Source organism: Streptomyces gilvus (genome assembly GCF_022513565.1).
GTDB classification, from domain to species: domain Bacteria; phylum Actinomycetota; class Actinomycetes; order Streptomycetales; family Streptomycetaceae; genus Streptomyces; species Streptomyces gilvus.
Window position 1 is genome coordinate 127,572 of record NZ_JAKWBE010000010.1, and the last position, 19,406, is coordinate 146,977.

General features: G+C 71.9%; 14 protein-coding genes. 8 read left to right on the top strand and 6 right to left on the bottom strand.

All coding sequences use genetic code 11. The features are described from left to right. Positions 1 to 62: 62 nt before the first annotated feature. Together MKW14_RS17765 and MKW14_RS17770 are read right to left on the bottom strand one after the other, a co-directional pair. Positions 63 to 836 (bottom strand): SDR family NAD(P)-dependent oxidoreductase, encoded by a 774-nt coding sequence (locus MKW14_RS17765; protein ID WP_240863501.1) that lies wholly within the window; start codon positions 834 to 836, stop codon positions 63 to 65. A gap of 71 nt (positions 837 to 907) precedes the next feature. Then, positions 908 to 1,576, bottom strand: a complete 669-nt coding sequence (locus MKW14_RS17770) for an MOSC domain-containing protein (protein ID WP_240863502.1) — start codon at positions 1,574 to 1,576, stop codon at positions 908 to 910. Positions 1,577 to 1,656: 80 nt separating this feature from the next. Between MKW14_RS17770 and MKW14_RS17775 the strand changes: the two genes are divergently transcribed. Continuing rightward, a complete protein-coding gene (locus MKW14_RS17775) occupies positions 1,657 to 2,565 on the top strand; it encodes a LysR family transcriptional regulator (RefSeq protein ID WP_240863503.1) in 909 nt (302 codons plus the stop codon). Positions 2,566 to 2,681: 116 nt separating this feature from the next. On the opposite strand, the gene MKW14_RS17780 is transcribed toward MKW14_RS17775, so the two are convergent. Further along, a complete protein-coding gene (locus MKW14_RS17780) occupies positions 2,682 to 3,011 on the bottom strand; it encodes a WhiB family transcriptional regulator (protein ID WP_133043228.1) in 330 nt (109 codons plus the stop codon). A gap of 381 nt (positions 3,012 to 3,392) precedes the next feature. Between MKW14_RS17780 and MKW14_RS17785 the strand changes: the two genes are divergently transcribed. From MKW14_RS17785 to MKW14_RS17800, 4 genes are all read left to right on the top strand, one after another. Continuing rightward, a complete protein-coding gene (locus MKW14_RS17785) occupies positions 3,393 to 4,004 on the top strand; it encodes a response regulator transcription factor (RefSeq protein ID WP_003948568.1) in 612 nt (203 codons plus the stop codon). A 302-nt stretch (positions 4,005 to 4,306) separates the two neighbouring features. After that, on the top strand, positions 4,307 to 4,894 hold the full coding sequence (locus MKW14_RS17790) for a sigma-70 family RNA polymerase sigma factor (protein WP_093724548.1): 588 nt from the start codon (positions 4,307 to 4,309) through the stop codon (positions 4,892 to 4,894). A 153-nt stretch (positions 4,895 to 5,047) separates the two neighbouring features. Continuing rightward, the gene (gene guaB, locus MKW14_RS17795; protein WP_133043227.1) at positions 5,048 to 6,550 is read left to right on the top strand and encodes an IMP dehydrogenase; all 1,503 of its coding nucleotides are present in this window, start codon (positions 5,048 to 5,050) and stop codon (positions 6,548 to 6,550) included. Positions 6,551 to 6,656: 106 nt separating this feature from the next. Beyond that, positions 6,657 to 7,781: a GuaB3 family IMP dehydrogenase-related protein gene (locus tag MKW14_RS17800; protein ID WP_240863504.1), complete on the top strand. Its 1,125-nt coding sequence runs from the start codon at positions 6,657 to 6,659 to the stop codon at positions 7,779 to 7,781. 687 nt (positions 7,782 to 8,468) lie between these two features. On the opposite strand, the gene MKW14_RS17805 is transcribed toward MKW14_RS17800, so the two are convergent. Both MKW14_RS17805 and MKW14_RS17810 read right to left on the bottom strand, forming a co-directional pair. Continuing rightward, on the bottom strand, positions 8,469 to 9,071 hold the full coding sequence (locus MKW14_RS17805) for a hypothetical protein (protein ID WP_240863505.1): 603 nt from the start codon (positions 9,069 to 9,071) through the stop codon (positions 8,469 to 8,471). A gap of 124 nt (positions 9,072 to 9,195) precedes the next feature. After that, on the bottom strand, positions 9,196 to 10,404 hold the full coding sequence (locus MKW14_RS17810; protein WP_240863506.1) for a nucleotide sugar dehydrogenase: 1,209 nt from the start codon (positions 10,402 to 10,404) through the stop codon (positions 9,196 to 9,198). 271 nt (positions 10,405 to 10,675) lie between these two features. On the opposite strand from MKW14_RS17810, the gene MKW14_RS17815 reads away from it, so the two are divergent. Next, a complete protein-coding gene (locus tag MKW14_RS17815; protein ID WP_240863507.1) occupies positions 10,676 to 12,382 on the top strand; it encodes a glycerol-3-phosphate dehydrogenase/oxidase in 1,707 nt (568 codons plus the stop codon). Between the two features lie 108 nt (positions 12,383 to 12,490). On the opposite strand, the gene MKW14_RS17820 is transcribed toward MKW14_RS17815, so the two are convergent. Then, positions 12,491 to 13,534 carry a serine hydrolase domain-containing protein gene (locus MKW14_RS17820; RefSeq protein ID WP_240863508.1) on the bottom strand — a complete coding sequence of 348 codons (1,044 nt, stop codon included), beginning with the start codon at positions 13,532 to 13,534 and terminating at the stop codon, positions 12,491 to 12,493. A gap of 246 nt (positions 13,535 to 13,780) precedes the next feature. Between MKW14_RS17820 and MKW14_RS17825 the strand changes: the two genes are divergently transcribed. Together MKW14_RS17825 and MKW14_RS17830 are read left to right on the top strand one after the other, a co-directional pair. Then, positions 13,781 to 16,213: a serine/threonine-protein kinase gene (locus MKW14_RS17825; RefSeq protein WP_240863509.1), complete on the top strand. Its 2,433-nt coding sequence runs from the start codon at positions 13,781 to 13,783 to the stop codon at positions 16,211 to 16,213. 163 nt (positions 16,214 to 16,376) lie between these two features. Next, complete coding sequence (locus MKW14_RS17830; RefSeq protein WP_240863510.1) at positions 16,377 to 19,289, top strand: serine/threonine kinase C-terminal domain-containing protein; 2,913 nt, start codon at positions 16,377 to 16,379, stop codon at positions 19,287 to 19,289. The last annotated feature ends 117 nt before the right edge of the window (positions 19,290 to 19,406 follow it).

The following is a 19,406-nucleotide window of genomic DNA, read 5'->3' on the forward strand; positions in this document are numbered from 1 at the left end:
CGGTTGAACACCCCCATTCTCTGCCCGCCGGCGTCATCGGGCCATGGCAGCGGTCTTTTGCCTTACTGCGGCCCGTACTTGCGCCCCGTCCGGGACGTGATCCCGCCCAGCAGCCCCCTGGGCGTCACCTTCACCAGGCCCATGAGCGCCTTGTAGCGGGGGTCCGGGATCGACAGGGGCTTTCCCCGAGCCAGATCGCCGAGTGCCGTCGCCACCAGCTTGTCCGCGTCCAGCCACATCCACCCCGGGATGTTGTCGGTCCCCATCCCGGCCCGCTGATGGAACTCCGTGCGCACGAACCCGGGGCACAGCGCCATCAGCCGCACCCCGCTGCCCGCGAGGTCCTTCGCCGCGCCCTGGGTGAACTGCACGACCCACGCCTTCGAGGCGCCGTACGTCCCCCGGGGCACGAAGGCGGCGACGGACGCGACGTTGACGACACCCCCGCGGCCCCGCTCCCGCATCGCCTCCGTCGCCGCCGACGTCAGCCGGAGCACCGCCTCGCAGTGGACCTTGAGCATCTTCAGCTCGTCGGCCATGGGGACGTCGAGATAGTGGCCCTTGTTGCCGAAGCCGGCGTTGTTGATCAGCAGGTCGACGGGGTTCCTGCGGTCGGAGAGACGGGCGGCCACCGTCTCGATGCCGTCGTCCGTAGCCAGGTCCGCCGTCACGACCTCCACCTCGACGCCGTGCCGGTCGTGGAGTTCGGTCGCCTGTTCGCGCAGCCGCTTGGTGTCCCGGGCCACCAGGACGAGGTTGTGTCCGTCCGCCGCCAGCCGCCGTGCGAACGCGGCGCCGATGCCCGCCGTCGATCCCGTAATCAGAGCCGTTGTCATGGCCCAAGCGTAGTTACCCGGAGGAAAGGACTCCGATCCGCGGCCGGGCGGTGAAGGGGGTTCGGGTGCCGTCAGGCGCCGTACTTCTCGAGGTACTTCCGCGCGTCGGCCAGCACCTGCGGATGCAGTGCGTCCCCGGCCGCCAACAGCCTTGGCAGCAGCGTCCGTTCGGTCGTCACCGCGCGGAACTGCAGGGCCACCGTCACGTCGTGAGCGGGCCGGTGCACGATCTCGACCGGATCGCCGGACCGTATCTCACCCGGCTCGACCACCCGCAGATACGCCCCGGGAGCGGCCCTCCGCGTGAACCGCTTCACCCACCCCCGCTCACCCATATGGCCCTGGAAGGTGCCGCACGGGATCCGGCCGCAGGTCACCTCCAGCACGACCCGGTCCCCGATCCGCCACCGCTCGCCGATCAGCGCGCCCGAGACGTCGAGGCCCTCGGTGGTGAGGTTCTCGCCGAAGGCGCCGTTCGCCAGCGGGCGCGCCAGCTCGCGCTCCCAGCCGTCCAGGTCCTCGCGCGCCATGGCGTACACCGCCTGGTCGTCCCCGCCGTGGTGCTGCCGCTTGCACACCGCGTCCCCGGCCAGCCCGCTCCCGCCGACGCCCTTGGGCCCGGGCGCGGCCACCCGCACCGGCCCCGCCACCGGACGCTTGTCGATACCGGTCACCCCCTCGGGGTTGTCCGTGTACGGCACGGCCCGCGCGCTGCCCAGATTCACCGACAGAAGCCTCATGACGGAACGGTAGGCCGCCAGAACTCAAAGCGTCGACCGATTATTCGGCGCAGTACCAAAGCCTCACTTATCCTCGAAGGGTGATCGAGGCCCGTCATCTCCGTGTCCTGCGCGCCGTCGCCGCCACCGGCTCGTTCTCGGCGGCCGGGCGCGCGCTGGGCTGCACCCAGCCCGCGGTCAGCCAGCAGATGAAGGCGCTGGAGACGTCCGTGGGCACCCCGCTGCTCGTCCGCAGCGGACGCGAGATGCGCCTCACCCAGGCGGGCGAGGCGCTCGTCCGGCACGCCGGCACGATCCTCGCCGGGCTCACCGCCGCCGAGGAGGAGATCGCCGCCATCGCCGGCCTGCGCGCCGGGCGGGTACGGCTCGTGTCGTTCCCCAGCGGCAGTTCCACCCTCGTACCGGCAGCGCTCGCGGCTCTGCGCGCCGCCCACCCCGGCACCCGGGTCTCCCTGGAGGAGGCCGAACCGCCCGCTTCGGTGGAGATGCTGCGCGAGGGCGAGTGCGACGTGGCGCTCGCCTTCCGGTACGAGGGCGCGGCGGGCGGCCAGGAGGGGGAGTGGGACGACCTCGTCGTACGGCCGCTGCTCAGCGACCGGCTCGTCGGGCTCGTACCGGAGCGGCACCGGCTCGCGGGCGCCGGGTCCGTGGCCATCGGGGAGCTCGCCGAGGAGCCCTGGATCGCCGGATGCCCGCGCTGTCGCGGACAGTTGGTCCAGGTGTGCGAGGGCGCCGGCTTCACCCCGCGCATCGACTTCGCGACCGACGACCACCCGGCCGTGGTCGGTCTGGTGGGCGCCGGTCTGGGCGTCGCCGTACTGCCGCAGCTCGCGATCGAGTCCGTGCGGCCGCGCCACGCGCGCGTGCTGACACTGCGGCCCGCGGTGCGGCGGGAGATCGTGGCGCTGACATTGCCGGACCTCGCCCAGGTGCCGGCCGTCGCGGCGACCCTGGACCACCTCGCGCACGCGGCGGCCCGGCAGGCGTGACGCGTGCCCGCTCCACGGCGAGCGCGCGCGTGGGCGAGAAAAAAGAAGGGCACGCGTGCGTGCCCTTCATATCGGGAGCTCTGGGTCCAGGAGCTCGGGAACGAGGAAACGTTCCTTCAGTTGTTCGAGACGCTGCCCGCGCCAGTGGCCCCCGCCGACACCAGCCGGTTCCGCGCCCGCCCCATGAGTTCCTCGCGCTCGTCCTCGGTCAGGCCGCCCCACACGCCGTACGGCTCTCTCACCGCCAGCGCGTGCGCCGCGCACTGCGCGCGCACGGGGCACCTCATGCAGACCTCCTTGGCCGAGTTCTCGCGAGCGCTCCGGGCCGCGCCCCGCTCGCCCTCCGGATGGAAGAAGAGCGAGCTGTCCACCCCGCGACAGGCGGCCAGGAGCTGCCAGTCCCACAGGTCCGCGTTCGGTCCGGGAAGGCGGGAGAAATCTGCCATTACGTGACCCCTTGTAGCCGTTCTGAGCGGATACGGTGCCCACGACCGTACATCTCTCATCTAAGGAGATGAAAATATGACTCATTGCGAATCTAGCCTCAGACACCAGTACATGGGAAGAAATAGGGCTGAATGGGGCACTGGTTGTGATGAAACGTTGAGGGTCAGCCCCGCATGTCTGCACCGTGTCCGCTCCCTCACGTAGAGTGCCGAAGATGGCACACGGCCCCGTAACTCTTTCGAGTGACCGTCGTTGAGAGTGCGGAGGCGGTTGAAACAAGAAGTGCTCGGGCTAGTGTCCGAGACAGTCGACCGCACAGGTGACGATTTCGTACCAGCCTGGAGGCTCAAGGTGACGTGCATCAGCTGCGGAGGGCGGCCATGACATCCGTCCTCGTCTGCGACGACTCCCCGCTTGCCCGAGAGGCGCTCCGCCGCGCGGTCGCGACCGTGCCCGGCGTGGAGCGCGTGACGACCGCGGCCAACGGCGAGGAAGTCCTCCGCCGCTGGGGCGCCGACCGTTCGGACCTGATCCTGATGGACGTACGCATGCCCGGACTGGGCGGCGTCGAGACCGTGCGCCGGCTGCTGTCCGCCGACCCCGGCGCGCGCATCATCATGCTGACCGTCGCCGAGGACCTGGACGGCGTCGCTCTCGCGGTCGCCGCCGGGGCGCGGGGCTACCTCCACAAGGACGCCTCCCGCGCGGAGTTGCGCGCGACGGTGACGCAGGCGCTCGCCGACCCGACCTGGCGGCTCGCCCCGCGGCGGCTGCGGTCCGCCGAGATGGGGGCGGCGCCGACGCTCACCGCGCGGGAGATCCAGGTGCTCGAAGGAATGAGCCACGGGCGGTCCAACGCCGAGATCGGGCGGGAGCTGTTCCTGTCCGAGGACACCGTCAAGACGCATGCGCGGCGGTTGTTCAAGAAGCTGGGCGCGTCGGACCGGGCGCACGCGGTGGCACTCGGGTTCCGGTGGGGTCTGGTCCGTTAGGCCCACTGGGTCGCCGCCTTGTTTCGTCGGCGGCTGCGGGTTCGTTGTGGCTGGTCGCGCCCATACGACGGAGTCGCGCAATGTCCCGCCCCGCGCCCCTGCGGGGCGCGGGTGTCGGTACCCGCTGCTCGTTTCGGCGCGGATGCCGCATCCTTGAAGATGTGGAGTCTCTCGGGGACGAGTCGGTCGAGCGGAAGGGGAGGGCGCAGGGGATGAGTTCCGGCGCACCTGCTCATAACGCTTCGGTGCACAACATCGGACGCGGTGCCACGGACCGCACGGCCGCAAGGCACCATGGACCGATGCGCGACGACGAGGCGGCGAATGCCGCAGGGGCGATCGGTGCACTCGTCCATCGCGCGGTGGACGGGGACGAGCAGGCCACGCACGACCTGCTCGCCCATGTCCACCCGCTGGCGCTGCGGTACTGCCGCACCCGGCTGTCCCGGCTGCCGGGCGACGCCCGGCACTTCGTTGAGGACCTCGCGCAGGAGGTCTGCGTGGCCGTCCTCCTGGCGCTGCCGCGCTACCGGGACACCGGCCGCCCCTTCGAGGCGTTCGTCTTCGCCATCGCCGCGCACAAGGTCGCCGACCTGCAGCGGGCGGCGATGCGGCACCCGGGTTCGACGGCGGTCCCGTCCGACGAGATGCCGGAGCGGCCGGACGACTCGCTGGGCCCGGAGGAGCGCGCGCTGCTCAGCAGCGACGCCGAATGGGCCAAGAAACTGCTGGCCAACCTGCCGGAGAACCAGCGGGAGCTGTTGCTGCTGCGCATCGCGGTGGGGCTCACGGCCGAGGAGACAGGTCAGATGTTGGGAATGTCACCCGGCGCGGTCCGGGTGGCGCAGCACCGGGCCCTGAGCCGGCTCAGGGCACTGGCGGAACAGTGATTCCGGGCGGTCGACGCCTTTCTTGAACAGGCCGCTCGGGGATTCCGTACGAACATACGAAGCCCGAGGTCACGCGGAACCGTGGAATTCGACGGCCCTGCTTCCCGTTAGCATGGACATCCGCACCGATCAAGGCCATTTGGGGAAGGTGTCATGACTGCGAACGTCGACGGAGTGCCCGGTAAATTCGCGACACTCGGGCTGACCTACGACGACGTGCTGCTGCTGCCGGGAGCCTCCGAGGTCCTCCCGAACGCGGTCGACACCTCGTCCCGCATCTCGCGCAACGTCCGGGTCAACATCCCGCTGCTGTCGGCGGCGATGGACAAGGTGACCGAGTCCCGCATGGCCATCGCGATGGCCCGCCTCGGCGGCGTCGGCGTGCTGCACCGCAACCTCTCGGTCGAGGACCAGGTCAACCAGGTCGACCTGGTCAAGCGGTCCGAGTCCGGCATGGTCACCGACCCCATCACGGTGCACCCCGAGGCCACGCTCGCCGACGCGGACGCGCTGTGCGCCAAGTTCCGCATCAGCGGTGTCCCCGTCACCGACCCGGCCGGCAAGCTGCTGGGCATCGTCACCAACCGTGACATGGCCTTCGAGAGCGACCGCAGCCGCCAGGTGCGCGAGGTCATGACGCCGATGCCGCTCGTCACCGGCAAGGTCGGCATCTCCGGTGTGGACGCCATGGAGCTGCTGCGCCGCCACAAGATCGAGAAGCTTCCGCTGGTCGACGAGGCGGGCGTCCTCAAGGGCCTGATCACCGTCAAGGACTTCGTCAAGGCGGAGAAGTACCCGAACGCCGCCAAGGACTCGGAGGGCCGGCTGCTCGTCGGCGCCGCGGTCGGCGCGAGCCCCGAGGCGCTGGAGCGGGCCCAGGCGCTGGCCGAGGCGGGCGTCGACTTCCTCGTCGTCGACACCTCGCACGGCCACAACAGCAACGCCCTCAGCTGGATGTCGAAGATCAAGTCCAGCGTGAGCGTCGACGTCATCGGCGGCAACGTCGCCACCCGCGACGGCGCCCAGGCCCTCATCGACGCCGGTGTCGACGGCATCAAGGTCGGCGTCGGCCCCGGCTCCATCTGCACCACGCGCGTGGTCGCCGGCATCGGCGTCCCGCAGGTCACCGCCATCTACGAGGCCTCCCTCGCCGCCCGCCCGGCCGGCATCCCGCTCATCGGCGACGGCGGCCTGCAGTACTCCGGCGACATCGGCAAGGCGCTGGCCGCCGGCGCCGACACGGTGATGCTGGGCTCGCTGCTCGCGGGCTGCGAGGAGTCGCCCGGCGAGCTGCAGTTCATCAACGGCAAGCAGTTCAAGTCGTACCGCGGCATGGGCTCGCTCGGCGCCATGCAGTCCCGCGGCCAGGGCAAGTCGTACTCGAAGGACCGCTACTTCCAGGCCGAGGTCGCCTCCGACGACAAGCTCGTGCCCGAGGGCATCGAGGGCCAGGTGCCCTACCGCGGCCCGCTCTCCAGCGTCCTGCACCAGCTCGTCGGCGGTCTGCGCCAGACCATGGGCTACGTGGGCGCGGCCACCATCGACGAGATGGAGTCCAAGGGCCGCTTCGTGCGGATCACCTCCGCGGGCCTGAAGGAGAGCCACCCGCACGACATCCAGATGACGGTCGAGGCGCCGAACTACAGCAGCAAGTAGGCGACAGGCATGCGAGGGGCGGCCCCGGAAGCATCCGGGGCCGCCCTTGTCGTACCCGTCGGCGATACTGGAAGACGCTGAAACGCATCAGGGAAAGGCCACAGACGTGACTGAGATCGAGATCGGGCGCGGCAAGCGCGGCCGCCGGGCGTACGCCTTCGACGACATCGCCGTCGTCCCCAGCCGCCGTACGCGGGACCCGAAGGAGGTCTCGATCGCCTGGCAGATCGACGCCTACCGCTTCGAGCTGCCGTTCCTGGCCGCCCCCATGGACTCGGTCGTCTCCCCGGCCACCGCGATCCGCATCGGTGAGCTCGGCGGCCTCGGCGTGCTGAACCTCGAAGGACTGTGGACGCGGCACGAGGACCCGCAGCCCCTCCTCGACGAGATCGTCGAGCTGGACGCCGACACGGCCACCCGGCGCCTCCAGGAGATCTACTCCGCCCCCATCAAGGAGGAGCTGATCGGCGCGCGCATCAAGGAGGTGCGCGACTCCGGCGTGGTCACGGCCGCCGCGCTCTCCCCGCAGCGCACGGCCCAGTTCTCCAAGGCGGTCGTGGACGCGGGCGTCGACATCTTCGTCATCCGCGGTACGACGGTCTCCGCGGAGCACGTCTCCGGCTCGCACGAGCCGCTGAACCTGAAGCAGTTCATCTACGAACTCGACGTCCCGGTGATCGTCGGCGGCTGCGCCACGTACACGGCGGCCCTGCACCTGATGCGCACGGGCGCGGCGGGCGTCCTGGTCGGCTTCGGCGGCGGCGCGGCGCACACCACGCGCAACGTGCTGGGCATCCAGGTCCCGATGGCGACCGCGGTCGCGGACGTGGCGGCGGCCCGGCGCGACTACATGGACGAGTCCGGCGGCCGGTACGTGCACGTCATCGCGGACGGTGGCGTGGGCTGGTCCGGCGACCTGCCGAAGGCGATCGCCTGCGGCGCCGACTCGGTGATGATGGGCTCCCCGCTCGCGCGGGCGACCGACGCGCCGGGCCGCGGCCACCACTGGGGCATGGAGGCCGTCAACGAGGAGCTGCCGCGGGGCAAGAAGGTCGACCTCGGCACGGTCGGCACGCTCGAGGAGGTCCTCACGGGCCCCTCGCACACCCCGGACGGCTCGATGAACTTCTTCGGCGCACTGCGTCGGGCGATGGCCACGACCGGCTACAGCGAGCTGAAGGAGTTCCAGCGGGTCGAGGTCACGGTGGCGGACTCGCAGCACAAGCGGTAGGGGTTACGGCGGGAAGGGGGCCGGTCATCTGAGGGGTGACCGGCCCCCTTTCGTGTGCCCGGGGCTTGCGCGGGGCGCGTGGGGTGGTGTGGGGGCGTGCGGTTGCGTTCGGGGCAGATACGGGCTGGTCAGCCGGGTCGGGGGCGATAACGTCCGTATCGGCGCCCCAAGTTGCTGGAGCGCCCCCTTCCAAGGACTTGGTTCCGGACCCCGCTCCTCGGGGCCCGGCCCGATTTCCGACGGACCGTCTCACCGGGCTACTGGGCGGTGTCGTGGAAGGGGGCGTCCATGGGGCGTCACCGCAAGCCCACTCGCTGGGATCGGATCCGTCTGTGGATGGTGAAGTGCCGGAGGAGGTGGATCTTGCGGATTTTCGGATGGTGAGCGGCCGCCCCCACACAACTTAGGGGCGGACACTCCGTGAACCATCCAGGAGCCTGCCGCAGTAGCCCCTGCGGTGGGCTCCACCCAGTGGGTGTGATGGTGAGCGGCCGCCCCCACGCAATTTAGGGGCGGACACTCCGTGATCCATCCACGAGCCTGCCGCAGTAGCCGCTGCGACCGGCCCCACCTGTCTCCGTAAGGTACCCGCGCCGCGCCCCCCATGCCACCAGCCCCGAAGCCCGGCACACCCGCGCGCCCCCCTTCACCACCCACGCGCCGCCCCTCCGCGGCGCACCGGCAGCGTCAGAGTGCCGCCTTCCTTGCCCCCGTGAAGGCGACGTACGCGGCGATCGCGAAGAACACGAACGTCAGCGGGTCGGCGTCCGCCTTCCAGGCCGCCTGGACGACGTCGAAGTGCTGGAAGAACAGTTCGCTGAAGCTGAGCGGGGTCTCCTTGGCGCCGATCATCGCCTCGCCCACCAGCTGGCCGATGTAGACGGAGCCGAGGGACAGCGCCGCGCTCGCGACCGGCAGCACGGGGTTGCGGCCACCGAGACGGCCCGCGGCGAGGCCGACCAGGAAGCCGACACCGACCGCGGCCCAGCCGATCTCGTGCTTGGTCAGGCCGATGATCGCGCCGTAGACACCGGCGGCGACCACGGCGGCGGCGACGGCGGCCAGCAGACCGAGGCCGACGTTGTTGCGCGCCGGAACGGGAGCGGAGACGGCCCCGTACGGAACCCCCGGCGCCGGAGGCGGCGGTACGGCACCCGGCTGCGGGGCGTACGGCGCGGCGTCGGCGGGCTGCTGGGCGAACGGGTTGCCGTCGACCGGCTGCGGCTGCGGCTGGGTCTCGGCCTGCGGCTGGGCAGACGGCTGCTGCGGCGGTGGAGCTGACTGGCTCATGACAGAAATCCCCCCACGGGACGGAACGAGCGGAATGGTGAAGCGGAGAAACGTGCGCACGACTGTGCGACGAGTGAGGGGAGATTAACAGGTGGGTCCGACAGAGCCACCGGTGTTTTCGACGTCAGAGGCGGTGCGCCGCGCCCGTCGGCGCCGCCCCGCGCGTGTCCAGGAGGAGCTGGGCCTTCACCGACAGGCCCTGGAGGTCGTACGTGCGGTGGTGCTGGAGCAGGATCGTCAGGTCGGCGTCGGCGGCGGCCTCGTAGAGGGAGTCGGCGCGTGGGAGCGGGCGGTCCAGGACGTTCCAGGACGGGACGTGCGGGTCGTGGTAGCTGACGGAGGCGCCGAGTTCCATCAGACGGACGGCGATCTCGCGCGCGGGGGTGGCCTGTTGGTCGGCGAGGTCGGGCTTGTAGGTGACGCCGAGGAGGAGGACGCGGGCGCCGCGCGCGGACTTGCCGTGTTCGTTCAGGAGCGTGGCCGCGCGCTGGACGACGTAACGCGGCATCTGGCTGTTGACCTGCTGGGCCAGTTCGACCATGCGCAGGGTGCGGCCGGCGGGGACGGTCAGGTCCTGGGGGACGGAGTGGCCGCCGACGCCGGGGCCGGGGCGGAAGGCGTGGAAGCCGAACGGCTTGGTCTCCGCGCAGCGGATCACGTCCCAGAGGTCGATGCCGAGGTCGTGGCAGAGGACGGCCATCTCGTTGACGAGGGCGATGTTGACGTGCCGGAAATTCGTCTCCAGGAGCTGGACGGTCTCCGCTTCGCGCGGTCCACGCGCGCGTACCACCTTGTCGGTGAGACGGCCGTAGAAGGCGGCGGCCGACTCGGTGCAGGCGGGGGTGAGGCCGCCGATCACCTTGGGGGTGCCGGCGGGTGTGACGTCGCGGTTGCCGGGATCCACCCGGCTGGGGGAGTAGGCGAGGTGGAAATCGCGCCCTGCGCGCAACCGTGAGCCCTCTTCGAGGATCGGGCGGAGCAGGTCCTCCGTGGTGCCCGGGGGGACCGCCGACTCCAGGATCACCGTGGTGTGCGGGCGCAGGTGCGCGGCCAGGGTGCGGGCGGCCGTCTCCACCTGGGTGAGGTCGAGACCGCCGTCCGGGCCGGGCGGGGTCGGTGCGCAGATGACCGCGGTGCGGACGCGTCCCAGCTCGGCGGGGCTGGTGGCGTGCCGGAAGCCCGCCGAGAGCATCCGGCGCAGTTCGGCGGGGCTGAGCGAGCCGGGTTCCGGCCCGGTGCGGTAACCGAGCGTGGGGATGCCCGCGGCCACGGCGGCCTGGGCCAGGGGCAGGCCGAACGGGCCGAGTCCGATGACGGCGAGATCTGCGGGCATGGCGTGGGCCGTCCTTCCCAGTAACCGACGCGGGACAGGTGCGCAAGCCCGGTGGACAGGATGGGCGAGCGCAATGTCAGACTAGGAGTAAATATGACCGTTATGCGGGATTGGTCGCCTGTGTTTTCCGGTCGTCCCGGGAAAGTTGTCCACAGGGTGGGGAGCCGTGGTGGCTGAAGTCGGGCAAGACGGTCAGAATTTGGGCATGGGGGATACGACACGGGCTTCGCCCGACGGGTGCGGCCGGCGCTATCGATAGCGGGAGGCAGCGGTGAGGACAGCGACACTGGGGCCGGCGCAGCGGGCCGAGTCACTGGCGGCGATGGCCGAGCGCGAGCTGGACGTGCTGGTGGTGGGCGGCGGTGTGGTCGGTGCGGGCACCGCCCTCGACGCCGTGACCCGCGGCCTGTCCACCGGGCTGGTCGAGGCGCGTGACTGGGCGTCGGGCACCTCCAGCAGGTCCAGCAAGCTGATCCATGGCGGACTGCGCTATCTGGAGATGCTGGACTTCGCCCTCGTACGGGAGGCACTCAAGGAGCGCGGGCTGCTGCTGGAGCGCCTCGCCCCGCATCTCGTGAAGCCGGTGCCGTTCCTGTACCCGCTGCAGCACCAGGGCTGGGAGCGGCTGTACGCCGGCTCGGGCGTCGCGCTCTACGACGCGATGTCGATGGCGCGCGGGCACGGGCGGGGTCTGCCGACCCACCGTCACCTGAGCCGCCGTCACGCCCTGCGCGTCGCACCCGCCTTGAAGAAGGGCGCGCTGGTCGGCGCCCTGCAGTACTACGACGCCCAGATGGACGACGCGCGTTACGTGGCCACCCTGGTGCGCACGGCCGCCGCCTACGGCGCCAAGTGCGCCAACCGTGCCCGGGTGACGGGCTTCCTGCGCGAGGGCGAACGGGTGGTGGGCGCGCGCGTGCAGGACGTCGAGGCGGGCGGCGAGTACGAGATCCGTGCCAAGCAGGTCGTCAACGCGACCGGGGTGTGGACCGACGACACCCAGGCCATGGTCGGCGAGCGCGGACAGTTCCACGTCCGTGCCTCCAAGGGCATCCACCTCGTCGTGCCGAAGGACCGCATCAACTCCTCCACGGGCCTGATCCTGCGCACGGAGAAGTCCGTCCTCTTCGTCATCCCCTGGGGCCGGCACTGGATCGTCGGCACGACCGACACCGACTGGGACCTCGACAAGGCGCACCCGGCCGCCTCCAGCGCGGACATCGACTATCTGCTGGAACACGTGAACTCGGTGCTCGCCGTGCCGCTCACCCGCGACGACGTCCAGGGCGTGTACGCGGGGCTGCGCCCGCTGCTGGCCGGCGAGTCCGACGCCACCAGCAAGCTGTCGCGCGAGCACACCGTGGCGCATCCGGTGCCGGGGCTGGTGGTCGTGGCGGGCGGCAAGTACACGACCTACCGGGTGATGGCCAAGGACGCCGTCGACGAGGCGGTGCACGGGCTCGACATGCGGGTCGCCGAGTGCGTCACGGAGGACGTGCCGCTGCTGGGCGCCGAGGGGTACCGGGCGCTGTGGAACGCGCGAGCGCGGATCGCCGCCCGGACGGGTCTGCACGTGGTGCGGGTGGAGCATCTGCTGAACCGTTACGGCTCGATGGCCGAGGAGGTCCTCGACCTCATCGCCTCCGACTCCTCGCTGGGCGAACCGATGCCGGCCGCCGACGACTATCTGCGCGCCGAGATCGTGTACGCCGCCTCGCACGAGGGGGCGCGGCATCTGGACGACGTCATGACCCGGCGCACCCGTATCTCCATCGAGACCTTCGACCGGGGGACGCGCAGCGCCCGGGAGGCCGCCGAACTGATGGCGCCGGTGCTGGGCTGGGACAAGGACCAGATCGAGCGCGAGGTCGAGCACTACGAGAAGCGGGTGGAGGCCGAGCGGGAGTCCCAGCGGCAGCCGGACGACCTGACGGCGGACGCGGCGCGGTTGGGGGCGCCGGACATCGTGCCGTTGTAGGGCGGTGTGGTCTGGGCGGTCGGGCGGTCCTTCCCGGGGGCTGCCGTCGGCCTCGGTTCACTCGAACGAGTGTCGTGAAGCGGGATCTTCGTTCGGAACCGGGTCGTTCTACGAGGTGCGGGGACAGAACTCGGCGGCGAGCAGGGCCGGTTCGAGGTCGGGGTCTGTGATCGCCGTCGTGTTCACCCGGTAGGTGAGGACGCGACGGCTGTCGACGGTGGCCGCGGTGCGCACGTAGCTGCCGAGGATACGGCCGTTGTGTCCCCACACCGTGGTGCCGCACGGCAGCTTCTCCAGATACAGGCCCATGCCGTACAAGCCGTGTGCGGCGCGGGTGTCGCGCATCTCGCGCAGCCGGCGCGGGGGCAGCAGACGCCCGCCGAGCAGGGCCGCGTAGAAGCGGTCCAGATCGGTGAGCGTGGTCACCAGCTCGCCCGCGGCCCCGGCCACCCGCGGGTCGAGTTCGGTGACGTCGGTTCCGTCGGCGGCGTAGTCGCGGCCGTGCGGGGAGGGGAGAGAGGTGCGGGAGCCAGGGAAGGAGGTGCCGGTCAGACCCAGCGGAGCGATGATGCGGCGCTCGGCCTCGGTGGCGTAGGAGTGGCCGGTCACCTGCCGGACGACCATGCCGAGCAGGACGTAGTTGGTGTTCGAGTAGGAGAAGCGGCCGGGGTCGGCCGGGGGGTGGGTGAGGGCGATGCGTACGGCCTGACGAGGGGAGAGGGGGACCAGGCCCTTGGTGTCGGCGGTGAAGTCGTGCAGGCCGCTGGTGTGGGTGAGCAGCGCGCGCAGGGTGATCGTGCGGCCGTCGTTGCCGGCCCCGCGCACCAGGCCGGGCAGGTGCTGCTCCACGGTGTCGGACAGCTTCAGCCGGTGTTCTTCCGCCAGTTGCAGGACGAGCGTCGCGATGAACGTCTTCGTCATGCTCCCCGCACGGAAGTGGTCGTCGCGGGCGATGCCGGTACCGGCCTGGGCGTAGTGGCTGCCGGCTCCGTCTCGGACCAGCAGCGCCGCGGCCGGGGCGCCGCCCCGCGTGACCAGCAGCGCGAGGACCGCGTCCGGGGTCGGCGGCCGGGGCGCGGAGGAGTCGGCCGGGGCCAGGGCGAGCAGCGCCAGGGACACGGGCAGGACCAGCAGCGCTCGGAGCGACGGCATCGTGGGCTCCTCCCTCGTCACGGCCCATCATCCAGGGCGGCGAGACGCGGACTTGGTCCGGATCTGGTGGTGGGGAGGTGGCTTTGCGGTGGTTGTGACGGTCCTGTAAGGGGACTGAGGGAGGTCGATCGGCCGCCGAACCGGTGTGCGCGGGCCGTCGTCGGGCCAGGGGCACCCTGGGCGTCGGGCACTTGTCGGGTGAGGGACAATGGAGGCTCTGTCAGGGCGGGTTGTATGAGGGGACGCATGTCGGAGGCGGAGCGGGCGGGTACATCTCGTCAGGACACTCGTCAGGACTCTCGTCAGGACAAGAGCGAGCGTCTTCTCGCCGGGCGGTACCGGCTGCACGACGTGCTCGGCCGGGGCGGCATGGGCACGGTGTGGCGGGCCGAGGACGAGACCCTGGGCAGGACGGTCGCCGTCAAGGAGCTGCGGTTCCCGTCGAACATCGACGACGACGAGAAGCGCCGGCTGATCACACGCACGTTGCGTGAGGCCAAGGCGATCGCGCGGATCCGCAACAACAGCGCGGTGACGGTCTTCGACGTGGTCGAGGAGGACGACCGGCCGTGGATCGTGATGGAGCTCGTCGAGGGCAAGTCGCTGGCCGAGGTCATCCGGGAGGACGGCCTGCTGGAGCCCAAGCGGGCCGCCGAGGTCGGGCTGGCCATCCTGGACGTGCTGCGCTCGGCGCACCGCGAGGGCATCCTGCACCGCGACGTGAAGCCGTCGAACGTGCTGCTGGAGTCCGACACCGACCGGGTGGTGCTCACCGACTTCGGCATCGCCCAGGTCGAGGGCGACCCGTCCATCACCTCCACCGGCATGCTCGTCGGCGCGCCCTCGTACATCTCCCCGGAGCGGGCCCGCGGGCACAAGCCGGGTCCCGCGGCCGACCTGTGGTCGCTCGGCGGACTGCTGTACGCGGCGGTCGAGGGCGTGCCGCCCTACGACAAGGGCTCCGCGATCGCGACCCTGACCGCGGTGATGACGGAGCCGCTGGAGGAGCCGAAGAACGCGGGTCCGCTGAAGGACGTCATCTACGGGCTGCTCACCAAGGACCCGGCGCAGCGGCTCGACGACGCCCGGGCGCGGGCGATGCTCAACGCCGTCATCCACGCGCCCGAGCGCAGGGCCGAGCCGGAGCCGCCGGCGGACGCGACCAAGGTCGTGCCGATCCCGGTGCAGCCGGACCGGCCCGCGGGCAAGGGCGGTTCGGGTGGCTCCGGGAGCAAGCGGGGCGAGGAGGCCGGGGAGAAGCTGCGCGGGGCGCTGCGGTCCATGCGCAAGGCCGCCGTGGCGGCCGCGGCCGGATCGGCGGTCACGTCCCGGGGCAAGTCGGGCGGTGACACGGCGGCTTCGGGGGCCGGGGGAAGCGCCGGGGGTGCCACGTCGAGCAGGACCGCGGGCGACGGGACCGCCGGGGCGGGGGCGAAGGGGGCCGCCGTTCCGCCGCCGCCGGGGGCTCCTCCCGCGGCGCCTGGAGCGCCCGGGGTCCCGGGTACTCCCTCGGCCTCGCGCGGTGCTGCGGCACCGGCGGGCGGGAAGGCGGCTTCGGCTCCGGCGGGCGGGAAGGCGGCTTCGGCGCCGCCGTCCGTTCCGTCGCAGTCGTCGGCTTCTTCTGCCGGGTCTTCGTCCACCGCGCCTTCGTCCGACAGGCCTTCTTCTGCCGGGTCTTCGTCTGTCGGGTCTTCGTCTGCCGGGTCGGCCGCTTCCGGAGTTGCTTCGGCTGCCAGTGCCTCTCCGGGGGCTGCGGGCTCTTCCGCCTCCTCGGCGTCTTCCGTCTCCTCTGCGTCTTCGGGGGGAGCCTCCGGGGGTTCGAAGGGTGCGGGGCAGGGGGTGAGCGGGGCAGCCGGTGGCCGGAGTTCGGGGTGGCCGGTGATGACGCCGCCCGATCTGCCGCCGCGGCCCGTGCCGAGGGCGCCGATCACCGACGTGGTGCCCCGGCGGACGCTGGTGATCATCGCGGTGGTCGTCGCGCTCGCCGTGATCGGGACCGTGCTGGCCCTCACGCTTGGCGGGGGCGACGACAGTTCCGACAACGGGGCGAAGAAGAGCGGCGGGAAGGCCGTCGCGAGCGCGTCCGCCGGCCCTCGTACCAAGGAGGACACGGGAGCCGGAGGCAAGGCGGACGGCGGCTCGGCGACGTCCCCGTCGGCCTCGACCGGGGACGGCACGCCGGGCAACAGCCCGAGCGCGTCCGGCGGCAGCGGGGCGCAGGCGGGCGGTTCCTCCGGGGGCGACGGCGCGGTGGCATCGACGTACACGGGGAGCCAGGGGTACTCGATCGGTCTGCCCAAGGGCTGGAAGTACCAGTCGACGAGTGCCGCGGGAGACCGGTTCACCGGGCCGGACGGGCAGAAGCTGCTCGTCGCCTGGACGTCCACGCCGAAGAGCGACCCGGTGGCGGACTGGAAGAACCAGGAGCGCTACATGGTGCGCTCGCAGTACCAGAAGATCCGCATAGAGCAGGTGAGCTACCGCGGCTGGAACGCGGCCGACTGGGAGTTCACCTATGTGGACGGCGGGACGCAGTACCGGACGATCGACCGGGGGTTCGTCGTGAACAGCCATCTCGGGTACGCCCTGATGTACACGGCGAAAGCCGCGAACTGGGACAGTGACCTCCGTAAGGACACCTGGAACACGCTCGCGAAGACGTTCGAACCGAAGTCGTAAAGCGACTGGTCCGAGTTTGAAGCGCCAGATCTGGCATCCCCTCTCTGTGGGTTGCCTCCGGCACGTATCGTGAAGGCTTGCGGACCGTACGCATCCAGGAATGCGTTCGGAACAGGGCACAGGGCGAGCGGAATTGACCGACCGGGCGGCCGAGGGAGGCAGCGTGGACGACTATGCGGGTCGGGTGCTCGCCGACCGCTACCGCCTGCCGTTGCCGCCGTCCGACGAGTACGAACTCACCGAGACCCGGGCCTTCGACACCTACAGCGGGCAGGAAGTCCTGGTTCGCCAGGTGCCGTTGCCGGAGGTCGTCGAGGCGGAGGTGCTCGACGCGGAGGGGCTGCCGGACGGGTTCACGGCGCGTGACCCCTGGGACCGGGGGAGTCGGCGCCCGCAGGCGCGCGGGGGTGTCCGCAGGCCCACGGATCCCGCGGTGCGGCGGGCGGTCGAGGCGGCTCAGGCGGCGGCGCGCATCCCCGATCATCCGCGGCTCGACCAGGTCTTCGACGTGTTCGCCGAGGGTGGGTCGCTGTGGATCGTCAGCGAGTTGGTGGCCGCGCGGCCGCTGGCGGCGCTGCTCGCCGAGAAGCCGCTGGCTCCGTACCGGGCGGCCGAGGTGGCCTCCGACGTCCTGATGGCGCTGCGGGTGCTGCACGCGCACGGCTGGGTGCACCGGAACATCACCGCCCGCACGGTCCTCGTCTGCGACGACGGCCGCGTGATGCTGACCGGCCTCGCGGTCGGCGCGGCGGAGGAAGCCCTGTGCGGCTACGACCCGGTACCGGCCCCGGACGACGACGGCCCGTCGGGCCCGTCGGGCAGCGCACCGGCTGACGGCCGGAAAGACGCCGGAGGGTACGGCGGGGTTGGGACTTCCGGCGGCACGGGGACCTTCGGGGTGCTCGGCGGACAGGCCGGTCCTGGGGGACGCGGCGGACAGGCCGGTCCCGGGGGGCGCGGCGGACAGGGTGCGCGGACTTCCCCGGGCGGGCTCGGTGACGTCGATCCCGTGGCCGCCCGGAGTGCCGCGATCAGGGCGCGCACGGCCGGCGGGCTGCCGAGTGCCGAGGCGGACGCCGGCCAAGGGAGCGGTGGGTCGGGGGCCGTGGTGCCCAAGGCTCTGGAGACCGGCGGGGACATCAGGGCCGCGCGGGCCGGGGCGATCGCCGCCTACCGCGCGGGCGCCCGCGCCGCCGCCCGAGTCCAGGAGGCGCAGAACGGCCGCACGGCCCTGCCCGGAGCCCGCCCGGCCCCCGACTCGGACCCCGCGACGCAGACCAACGGCACGGCGCAGCCGTACCCCTCGGGTGAGGGTGTCGAGCATGCGCCGCAGGTGCCGCCGGGGCAGATAGCCGACCCGTACGGGGTGGGCGGAGCACCCTGGCATGGTGCCTCCCGTCGTCCCGGATCCGGGGGAACACCGGCGCCCGGGCGGCCGGGCAGCAGCTCCCTGGGGCCGGACGGTCCGGCCGCGTTGCCCTCCGGGGGTGACAACGGCCGCGGTACGTATGGGGAAAACGGCACCCACGGCGGGGGTCCTGGCACCGGGAACCCCTTCGGCGCGACCGGCACCTCGGCACATGACCTGGGCACGGCCCCCGCGACCGGCCTCCCGGCGCCGGAGTTCGGCGAGCCCCGCCCCTCGGCCCCCCGCCCCTCGGCCCCCGGCCCCTCGGCCCCCGGCCTCCAGCCGTCGGACCACGACACCCCCCGCCCCTCCGCCCCCGGACTCCCCCCGGCGGACACCGGCGCCCCCCAACCCCCTGCCCACTGGGACGACTTGCTCGCCAAGACGCCCGTGCCGTCCCGGGGGCCCGCCACCGCTCTCGAAGCCGAGCGGGCGCGGCAGGCTCGGATGGCTGTCGTGGGGCCCGTCACCGAGCGGTGGGCGCCGGAGCAGGCCGGGCCCGTGCACGAGAACTGGCAACTCGCGGCGCCCATCGGGCCGGCGACCGACCTGTGGGCGCTGGGAGCGCTGCTCTTCAGGGCCGTACAGGGCCACGCGCCCTACCCCGAGGAGTCGACGGCCGAGCTGGTGCAGATGGTCTGTGCCGAGCCGCCCGCCTTCGCCGAGGAGTGCGGGCCGCTCAGGCCGGTCGTGGAGTCGTTGCTGCGACAGGACCCCACCGAGCGGCCGGAGTTCGAGGAACTCCGGGGCTGGCTGCGTTCGCTGGTGCGGTCGGCGCCCGAGCCGGACGCCGGTACGCATGTCGTGCCCGCGCCGCCCGCCGACCCGAACCGGCTGCCCATCATCCGGCGGCGCGGCGAACTGGTGCGCAGGCGGCGCGCGGGGCTGCCCGCGACCTCCCCGCACGGCCGGCACAAGCGGGCCAGGGAGCAGGCGCATTCCCCCCGACGGCTCGGCAGGACACTGCTGCTGTTGATACTGCTGTTGCTCGCGGGCGCGGTCGCGTACGCCATGCTGTTCATGCCCAAGGCCGGCGACGACGGCGCCGCCGGCGGGCAGCGGACCGGGGCGGCCGGGGACGTCAGCCCCGCGCCACAGCCCTCCGGCAGCAGCACCGGCGTCAAGTCGCCGCCCCCGCAGGCCTCTCCCACGCCCGAGAAGAGTCCCTCGACCTCCGCCGGGGCCACCGGAACCCAGACCACCGACCCCGACGTCGCCGCCGGGTTCACCCTGCGCAAGGACCCCGAGGGGTTCCAGGTCGCCGTGGCCAAGGGATGGAGCCGGGCGGACAAGAACGCCTGGAACCAGGTCGTCTACTCCAAGGGCGACTTCCAGCTGATCGTCGTCCCGGGGCGGGACGGCGCGGCGACGTACGGCAGCGATCCGATGGCGTACCAGCGCGACGAGGAACACGAGCTGCAGCCGTACCGCAGCTCCAGTTGGGCCACCGCGACCGGGCTGAGGACCATCACCGTGGGCACGCGGGTCATGGCCGAGGGGCAGTTCACCTGGACCGACGGCAGCGGACACGATCTGTACGTCCGCAATCTCGCGATCCTGATCGACGGGCGGTACCACGTCGTGCAGGTGCGCGGCCCGGAGTCCCAGCGCGACGAGGTGACCAGGCTGTACGAGCAGGCGTACTCCACCTACGCGTACACCAAGTGAGTCACCCTCCGTGATCCACGGCGCGGTAACGTGCCGGACGCCCTGAGGTTCACTTCTCGCGGCCGAAGCGACAACCGTCACAGTGGTGTCACCTTGGCACTCCCGTGGTTCCCTGCG

Bases quoted from the DNA above. Each gene is read 5' to 3' on its own strand.
- MKW14_RS17765 (WP_240863501.1), bottom strand. From the start codon at position 836: ATGACAACGGCTCTGATTACGGGATCGACGGCGGGCATCGGCGCCGCG.
- MKW14_RS17810 (WP_240863506.1), bottom strand. From the start codon at position 10,404: ATGCCCGCAGATCTCGCCGTCATCGGACTCGGCCCGTTCGGCCTGCCC.
- MKW14_RS17805 (WP_240863505.1), bottom strand. From the start codon at position 9,071: ATGAGCCAGTCAGCTCCACCGCCGCAGCAGCCGTCTGCCCAGCCGCAG.
- guaB (WP_133043227.1), top strand. From the start codon at position 5,048: ATGACTGCGAACGTCGACGGAGTGCCCGGTAAATTCGCGACACTCGGG.
- MKW14_RS17825 (WP_240863509.1), top strand. From the start codon at position 13,781: ATGTCGGAGGCGGAGCGGGCGGGTACATCTCGTCAGGACACTCGTCAG.
- MKW14_RS17780 (WP_133043228.1), bottom strand. From the start codon at position 3,011: ATGGCAGATTTCTCCCGCCTTCCCGGACCGAACGCGGACCTGTGGGAC.
- MKW14_RS17785 (WP_003948568.1), top strand. From the start codon at position 3,393: ATGACATCCGTCCTCGTCTGCGACGACTCCCCGCTTGCCCGAGAGGCG.
- MKW14_RS17820 (WP_240863508.1), bottom strand. From the start codon at position 13,534: ATGCCGTCGCTCCGAGCGCTGCTGGTCCTGCCCGTGTCCCTGGCGCTG.
- MKW14_RS17770 (WP_240863502.1), bottom strand. From the start codon at position 1,576: ATGAGGCTTCTGTCGGTGAATCTGGGCAGCGCGCGGGCCGTGCCGTAC.
- MKW14_RS17790 (WP_093724548.1), top strand. From the start codon at position 4,307: ATGCGCGACGACGAGGCGGCGAATGCCGCAGGGGCGATCGGTGCACTC.